The 7,641-nt window shown below is 65.8% G+C and carries 7 protein-coding genes; 2 read left to right on the top strand and 5 right to left on the bottom strand.

Features of this window, described 5'->3' with window-relative positions:
- Positions 1-643: LysR substrate-binding domain-containing protein (locus AC1DMG_RS20215; RefSeq protein WP_477180985.1), on the top strand; the 643-nt coding region annotated here is incomplete at its 5' end.
- 42 nt (positions 644-685) lie between these two features.
- Here the strand turns inward: AC1DMG_RS20215 and AC1DMG_RS20210 are convergent.
- The 4 genes from AC1DMG_RS20210 to folD form a co-directional block, all read right to left on the bottom strand.
- Positions 686-1,063, bottom strand: coding sequence for a gamma-glutamylcyclotransferase family protein (locus AC1DMG_RS20210; protein WP_477175633.1), 378 nt, complete (start codon positions 1,061-1,063; stop codon positions 686-688).
- A 47-nt stretch (positions 1,064-1,110) separates the two neighbouring features.
- Entirely contained in the window at positions 1,111-2,691 is a 1,581-nt protein-coding gene (guaA, locus tag AC1DMG_RS20205) for a glutamine-hydrolyzing GMP synthase (RefSeq protein WP_477175634.1), read from the bottom strand.
- A gap of 126 nt (positions 2,692-2,817) precedes the next feature.
- A complete protein-coding gene (gene guaB / locus AC1DMG_RS20200) occupies positions 2,818-4,275 on the bottom strand; it encodes an IMP dehydrogenase (RefSeq protein WP_477180984.1) in 1,458 nt (485 codons plus the stop codon).
- 65 nt (positions 4,276-4,340) lie between these two features.
- Positions 4,341-5,207 carry a bifunctional methylenetetrahydrofolate dehydrogenase/methenyltetrahydrofolate cyclohydrolase FolD gene (gene folD / locus AC1DMG_RS20195; RefSeq protein WP_441602319.1) on the bottom strand — a complete coding sequence of 289 codons (867 nt, stop codon included), beginning with the start codon at positions 5,205-5,207 and terminating at the stop codon, positions 4,341-4,343.
- 83 nt (positions 5,208-5,290) lie between these two features.
- Here folD and AC1DMG_RS20190 point away from each other — a divergent pair, with 83 nt between their 5' ends.
- Complete coding sequence (locus AC1DMG_RS20190) at positions 5,291-6,412, top strand: GNAT family N-acetyltransferase (protein WP_477178941.1); 1,122 nt, start codon at positions 5,291-5,293, stop codon at positions 6,410-6,412.
- On the opposite strand, the gene moeB is transcribed toward AC1DMG_RS20190, so the two are convergent.
- Positions 6,413-7,579, bottom strand: coding sequence for a molybdopterin-synthase adenylyltransferase MoeB (moeB, locus tag AC1DMG_RS20185; protein WP_477175638.1), 1,167 nt, complete (start codon positions 7,577-7,579; stop codon positions 6,413-6,415). It lies immediately after the preceding gene.
- Between the last annotated feature and the right edge of the window lie 62 nt (positions 7,580-7,641).

Here is a 7,641-nt window from a genome sequence, read left to right as displayed (position 1 = left end):
CATTGGCGCCGTGCAGGGATTTGCCGATGACCTCATGCGACACGTCTTGCAGCCGTTCAATGCACGCCATCCAGGCATCGCCATCAAGCTGCAGCTGGGCAGCATCAACGACATACTCGGCTGGCTCGAGCAGGATGAGGTTCACCTGGGCCTGATCTACGGGCCTGGCTTCCACTCGCACCAGGGCCGCCTGAAAGAGGTGCGCTCCCAACTGCAGCCGCTATGCGTGGTGGTTTGCGCGCAGCATTCGCTGGCCGAGGTGCCGCTGCTACCGGTTGGGGCGCTGTTCGAGCATCCGTTTGCGCTGGCGCATGCCGGCTTCGGAACACGCAAGATCGTCGAGCAGATCGAGGCCGCCGAGCATCKACGCCTCAAGCTGGCGATGGAATCGGATCACCTGATCTGCCTGACCGGCTTTGCCYKCTGCGGCATGGGCGCGACCCTGCTTCCGGCCTTTGCCGTCTACGACGATCTCCAGCGGGGAACCCTGAAGGCGATCCCCGTGGCCCACCCCTTGCTGACCGAGGTACAGGCGCAGCTGGTGGCCCGACGGGGGCGAGCGCTGCCTGCCGCCGCGCAGCGACTGCAGCGCCACATCGTTCAGCACATGGAGGCGTTCAATGCGTTGAGCGCGTCAGGGTGATCCGCGCCGAGGGGCGAAAACTGCGACACCTGGCGAGTGCCCTCAGGCCTGGATGTAGACCCAGGCCTGTTTGCCCGACTTCAGGCGCACGGCGACACGCTGGTAGTCCGCGACCTCGTAGCGATCAGCCGCGGCCAGCTCGGCCGCGGTGATGCGGAACACCTTGCCGGCGACTTCGTCCGACGGGTCGTCGCTCGGCGCGACGATGGGGTGGAACTGCTCGCCGCTCTGGCGCAGCACCTCGGGATCGCTGATCTCGATCAGCGTCCGGCGATAGCCGGGCATGGCGTCATCTTCGCCTTCGAGCAAACGCCCGAACGACGCGAGCTGCACGCGCTCGAGCTGCAGAGTGCCGTAGGAGAACAACAGCTCGTTGCGGCCCTCGTCCACCATCACCATCATTCCTTTGATATCAATCAATTACGGCGACTTCCTGAGAAAGCCACCGTTGGCCCGGAGCCTGGAACTCACTCCCACTCAATGGTTGCGGGCGGCTTGCCACTGATGTCATAAACGACACGAGAAACACCGCGCAACTCATTGATAATACGATTCGAAACCTTTCCGAGGAAGTCATACGGCAGGTGCGCCCAATGCGCCGTCATGAAGTCGATCGTCTCGACCGCGCGCAGGGCAATCACCCATTCGTAGGCACGGGCGTCGCCGACCACGCCCACCGACTTCACCGGCAGGAACACGGCGAAGGCCTGGCTGGTCTTGTCGTACAGATCCCAGGCGCGCAGCTCTTCGATGAAGATGGCGTCGGCGCGGGCCAGCAACTCGGCGTATTCGGGCTTCACTTCGCCCAGGATGCGCACGCCCAGGCCGGGGCCGGGGAACGGATGGCGGTAGACCATGGCGCGCGGCAGGCCGAGCTCCACGCCGATGCGGCGCACCTCGTCCTTGAACAGCTCGCGCAGCGGCTCGACCAGCTTGAGCTTCATGTGCTCCGGCAGGCCGCCCACGTTGTGGTGGCTTTTGATCACGTGCGCCTTGCCGGTCTTGCTGCCGGCGGACTCGATCACGTCCGGGTAGATGGTGCCCTGAGCGAGCCACTTCACCTGGCCGTGGCCGGCGTTGGTGACCTTGGCCGACTCCTCGTCGAAGATCTCCACGAACAGGCGGCCGATGATCTTGCGCTTGGCTTCGGGATCGGCCTCGCCTTCCAGCGCCTTGAAGTAGCGCTCGGCGGCGTTGACGCGGATCACCTTCACGCCCATGTGCTCGGCCATGGTGGCCATCACCTGGTCGCCTTCGTTCCAGCGCAGAAGGCCCGTGTCGACGAACACGCAGGTCAGCTGGTCGCCGATGGCCCGGTGCAGCAGCGCGGCCACCACGGACGAATCCACGCCGCCGGAGAGGCCCAGCAGCACGTGGTCGTTGCCGACCTGCTCGCGCACGCGGGCGATCTGGTCTTCGATGATGTGCGCGGCGGTCCACAGTGTCTGGCAGCCGCAGATTTCCGTGACGAAACGCTTAAGCAGCGAGGTGCCCTGCTTCGTATGCGTCACTTCCGGATGGAACTGCACGCCGTACCAGCGCTTGTCTTCGTTCTCCATCACGGCGACTGGGATGCGATCGGTGGTGCCGGTGATGATGAAGCCCGGCGGCGCCTTGGACACGTGGTCGCCATGGCTCATCCAGACGTCCAGACGATGCGCGCTGTCGTGATCGCTCAGGCCGGCGAACAGGCGGCTGGTCGGCGCGATATCCACTTCGGCGTGACCGAACTCGCGTGCGTCGGCGGCCTCGGTGGCACCGCCCAGTTGCGCGGCGAGCGTCTGCATGCCGTAACAGATACCCAGGATGGGGAGCTGCGAATCGAACACTTCCTGCGGCGCCTTGGGCGCACCCGGCAACGTCGTCGACTCGGGGCCGCCGGACAGGATGATGCCCTTGGCGCCGAACGCGGCGATCTCGGCCGGGTCGTGATCCCACGCCCAGATTTCGCAGTAGACGCCGATCTCGCGCACGCGGCGGGCGATCAGCTGCGTGTACTGCGCGCCGAAGTCGAGGATGAGGATTTTGTCGCTATGGATGTCGGTCACGGTCCGGCTCCGGTGCGCTGCAGGCTTGCCCTGCCCGCGCTTGATTCAGTGAATGCGAAGGCGACGCGCAAGGGCGTCGCCTCCCGTTAAAACGAATGCGCCGGCCATCAGGCCGGCGCGTATCCCTCAGGAATTGAGCCGGTAATTCGGCGCTTCCTTGGTGATCTGGATGTCGTGCGGGTGCGCTTCGGTGACGCCGGCGCCGGTCACCTTCACGAACTGCGCGTTGTTGCGCACATCGTCGACGGTGGCGGCACCGAGGTAACCCATCGAGGCACGCAGGCCGCCGATCAGCTGGTGGATGATKTTGCGCAGCGAACCACGGTACGGCACGCGACCTTCGATGCCTTCGGGCACCAGCTTATCGGCGTCGGCTTCGTCCTGGAAATAGCGGTCCTTGGAGCCCAGCGCCATCGCGCCCAGCGAACCCATGCCACGGTAGCTCTTGTACTGGCGGCCCTGGAACAGTTCGACATCGCCCGGCGATTCTTCGGTACCGGCAAACATCGAACCCAGCATCACGGTGGATGCACCGGCGGCGAGCGCCTTGGSGATGTCGCCCGAGTAGCGGATGCCRCCGTCAGCGATCAGCGGGATCTCATCCTTCAGCGCGGTCGCTACGAGGTCGATCGCGGTGATCTGCGGCACGCCCACACCAGCGACAACGCGCGTGGTGCAGATCGAGCCGGGACCCACGCCCACCTTCACCGCATCGACGCCGGCATCGASCAGCGCGCGCGCSGCWTCGCCGGTGRCGATATTGCCGSCGATCACCTGCACCTGCGGGTAGCGCTTCTTCACCCAGCCGGCGCGGTCGATCACGCCCTGGGAATGACCGTGCGCGGTGTCGACCACCAGCACGTCCACACCGGCGTCCACCAGCGCTTCGATACGCGCCTCGGTATCGCCACCCACGCCAACTGCCGCGCCGACCAGCAGGCGCTCGAGGCGATCCTTGGCGGCGTTCGGGTTGTCGCGGGCTTTCTGGATGTCCTTGACGGTGATCAGGCCACGCAGCTGGAAATCGTCGTTGACCACCAGCACTTTCTCGATGCGGTGCTTGTGCAGCAGCTGCAGCACTTCGTCCTGGCTGGCGCCCTCACGCACCGTCACCAGCTTCTCCTGACGGGTCATGATGTTGCGCACGGGATCTTCATGCTTGCGCTCGAAGCGCAGATCGCGGCTGGTGACGATGCCCACCAACTGTTCGCCGTCCACCACCGGCACGCCGGAGATGTTGTACGCACGGGTCAGCTGCAGCACTTCGCGAATGGAAGTATTCGGACCAACCGAAATAGGACTGCGAATCACGCCTGCTTCGAACTTCTTCACCAGACGCACTTCGGCAGCCTGCTGTTCGGCGGTCATGTTCTTGTGGATGATGCCGATGCCGCCCTGCTGGGCCATGGTGATGGCGAGGCGGGCTTCGGTCACGGTGTCCATGGCGGCGGACACGATGGGAATGTTCAGGCGCAGGTTTCGGGTGAGCCGCGTGGAAGTGTCTACATCACGTGGCAGAACGGCCGAATGAGCCGGAACGAGGTAAACATCGTCGTAGGTGAGAGCCTCGGCGAGGATGCGCATGCGTTTTGTCCCTCGCTCCGTAGGTTTGTCGCGCACAGGGTGCGCTCCCACACCTAAGGGAGGGCTCAGCCCTGGCGAGCAGCGTCGCGCGCGTCCGCCGCTTCCAGCGTGTTTTCCAGCAGCGTCGCCACCGTCATGGGACCGACGCCGCCCGGCACCGGCGTGATCCAGCTGGCGCGTTCGGCGGCCGTGGCGAAGTCCACGTCGCCCACCAGCCGGCCGTCTTCCAGGCGATTGATGCCCACGTCCACCACCACGGCGCCCGGCTTGATCCATTCGCCCTTGACGAGACCCGGCCGACCGACCGCGACGATCACGATGTCGGCCTGGCGCACGAAGCCTTCCAGGTCGCGGGTGAACTTGTGGCAGCAGGTGGTGGTGCAGCCGGCAATCAACAATTCCAGCGCCAGCGGGCGACCCACGTGATTGGAAACACCGACCACCACCGCGTGCTGACCGCGCACCGGACGATCGGTGTGGCCGAGCAAGGTCATCACGCCACGCGGCGTGCACGGACGCAGGCCGAAGCGGCGCAGTGCCAGGCGACCGACGTTGACGGCCTGGAAGCCATCGACATCCTTGCCCGGATCAATGCGATCGACCAGCGCATCCTCATCGATGTGGTCGGGCAGCGGCGACTGCACCAGGATGCCGTGCACGGCCGGATCGGCATTGAGCTGGTCGATCAGTGCGATCAGTTCTTCCTGGCTGGTGCGCGAGGGCAAGTCGAAATCGAACGAACGGAAGCCCACCTGATGGCAGGCTTTGCGTTTATTGCGTACGTAGACCGAGGAGGCCGCGTCGTCGCCCACCAGCACCACGGCGAGCCCGGGCACGTCCAGCCCCTTGGCCGAGCGCTCGGCAACCCGGCGCCCGATCCGATCCATCAGTTCCTGGGCGATGCGTTTGCCGTCGAGGATACGTGCGCTCATGATCGGGGCTGCCTGCAAAGGAACGTATTATCCCGGCTAGGGCCGGTTAACGCTATTGGCCGTACGCATACAAACGAGATCGCATGGCTGCCACAACACGCCTGACCACCCCACTGGAACTGGACGCCCACGGCATACGTCTGCGGCCGTGGCAGGCCGACGATGCGCAAGCCCTGTTCGAGGCCACCCGCGAATCGATCGCCTCGGTGGGTCCATGGTTGCCCTGGCTGCATGAGGGCTACACCCTGGAAGAGAGCGCCCAATGGATCGCCGACTGCCAGGCCGGCCGCGAGCGCGGCGATGCCTACGCCTTTGGCATCTTCGACGCGCAAGGCCGAGCGTTGGGCGACGTGGCGCTCAATCGCATCGACCCCAAGCGCGGCAGTGCGAACCTCGGGTACTGGGTGCGCCAGTCGGATCAGGGCCAGGGCGTCGCCACGCGCGCGGCTCGCGCCTTGGCCGAATTCGGCTTCGAGGTGTTAGGCCTGGTACGCATCGAGATCGTCATCGCCGTCGACAACGTGGCCAGCCGGCGCACGGCCGAGCGCCTGGGCGCCTTTTTCGACGGCATCTCACCGAACCGGATCATCCATCGCGGCGAGGCCGCACCCGCCGCGGTGTATTCGCTGCTGCCGCCAGAACGCGATGAACCCTCGCCGGGTCCCGTGCTGGAAGATGGCGACCTGCGCTTGCGCCCGTATCGGCCGCCCGACCTGCATGGCTTGCACGCCGCCCTGCACGAGTCGATGGCCACCATCGGTCGCTGGCAGGACTGGTGCACGCCGGCGTACAGCCTGGACGATGCCCGCCACTGGATCGCCAAGACGCGGCTGGCCTGGCAGGGCGCCGGCGACGAATGCGCGCTGGTCATGGCTGATCGCGCCAGTGACGAGCTCATCGGCAGCATCTCGCTCAATCACTGGCAGCCCGAATACGGCATGGCCAATCTTGGCTACTGGGTACGCCAGGCGCGCCAGGAGCAAGGCGTCGCCACCCGGGCGGTGCGCCTGCTGGCACGGCATGCGCTGCAGGCCACGGATCTGCGCCGACTGGAAATCGTGATCGCCGCAGACAATCAGGCCAGTCGCCGTGCCGCCGAAAAGGCAGGCGCACAGTTTGAAAGCATCGCGCGCCAACGGCTCATGCTGCGCGGCGAGCCGCAGGATGCGGCGATCTATTCGCTGATCGCGAATGACTTGCGCTGATCAGCCTGCCGCGGCGCAGAGCTGCACCAGATCCTCGTAGCCGTGGAACGTGGCGCCATCGCCGCAGCCCGGGCAACCCGGATCGCGCGGCAGCCGCGTCTCGCGAAAGCGCATGGCCAACGCATCGAAGTTCAGCAGGCGACCGACCAGCGGTTCACCGATACCGAGGATGAGCTTGAGCGCTTCAGTGGCCTGCAGCAAACCGACGATACCGGGCAATACGCCAAGCACGCCGGCTTCGCTGCAGTTGGGCGCATCGGCCGCGGCAGGCGGCTCGGGGAACAGGCAGCGATAGCACGGCGAGTCCGCGCGACGCGGGTCGAACACGCTCACCTGTCCGGTGAAGCGCTCCACTGCGCCGTAGACCATGGGCAGCTGCAAACGCCGGGAGGCGGCGGCGATCAGATAGCGTGCAGGAAAATTATCCGCACCGTCGATCACCAGATCGTGATCCGCCAACAGACGCTCGACGTTGTCGGCCTGCAGACGTTCGTTGCGAATTTCCACGCGCACGCGCGGATTAAGTGCCGCAAGCGCGATGCGCGCCGACTCGGTCTTGGCCATGCCGACGCGTGCATCGGCGTGTATGACCTGCCTGTGCAGATTGGATCGCTCGACGCGATCATCGTCGATCAGGGTGAGCTGCCCAATGCCGGCGGCTGCCAGATAAAGCGCAGCCGGCGCACCCAGACCGCCCGCGCCCAGCAAGGCGACGCGTGCCGACGTCAACTTCGCCTGCCCTGCTTCACCCACCTGGGGCAACTGGAGTTGGCGCGCGTAGCGTTCGGCGGCATCGCTATCCAATGCACCCATGGCAACAGGCAGGCCTTCCGCCTTCCATTGCTGGAAACCGCCGGCCACTGAGAACACGTGCTGGTAACCCATGCGCTGCAGCGCCTCGGCAGCGAGCAGCGAGCGTTGGCCGCTGCCGCACAGCAGGAGCACGGGCTGGTTGCGATCAGGCAGCAGTTGTTCGATGCGTAGCTCAAGAAAGCCGCGCGAGATACCGACGGCACCGACTGGCAGGCCGCTCGCACGCTCGCCGTCTTCGCGCACATCGATCAGGAAGCTGCCTTGCGCCTGCCGGGCCAGCGCCTCGGCGGGGGTTATCTCGGCAATGCTGGCGCGCAGGGAGGCCAGCCAGCTGTCGCGGTTGAGGCTCGTCATCGCGCTAGCTTACTCCAGCCCACCCGCCCCCTGTCCTCTGTCCTCTGTCCTCTGTCCTCTGT

This window comes from Dyella sp. 01N36, assembly GCF_056399745.1.
This window is presented reverse-complemented; position numbering and strand designations above follow the sequence as displayed.

Bases quoted from the DNA above. Each gene is read 5' to 3' on its own strand.
- folD (WP_441602319.1), bottom strand. From the start codon at position 5,207: ATGAGCGCACGTATCCTCGACGGCAAACGCATCGCCCAGGAACTGATG.
- AC1DMG_RS20190 (WP_477178941.1), top strand. From the start codon at position 5,291: ATGGCTGCCACAACACGCCTGACCACCCCACTGGAACTGGACGCCCAC.
- moeB (WP_477175638.1), bottom strand. From the start codon at position 7,579: ATGACGAGCCTCAACCGCGACAGCTGGCTGGCCTCCCTGCGCGCCAGC.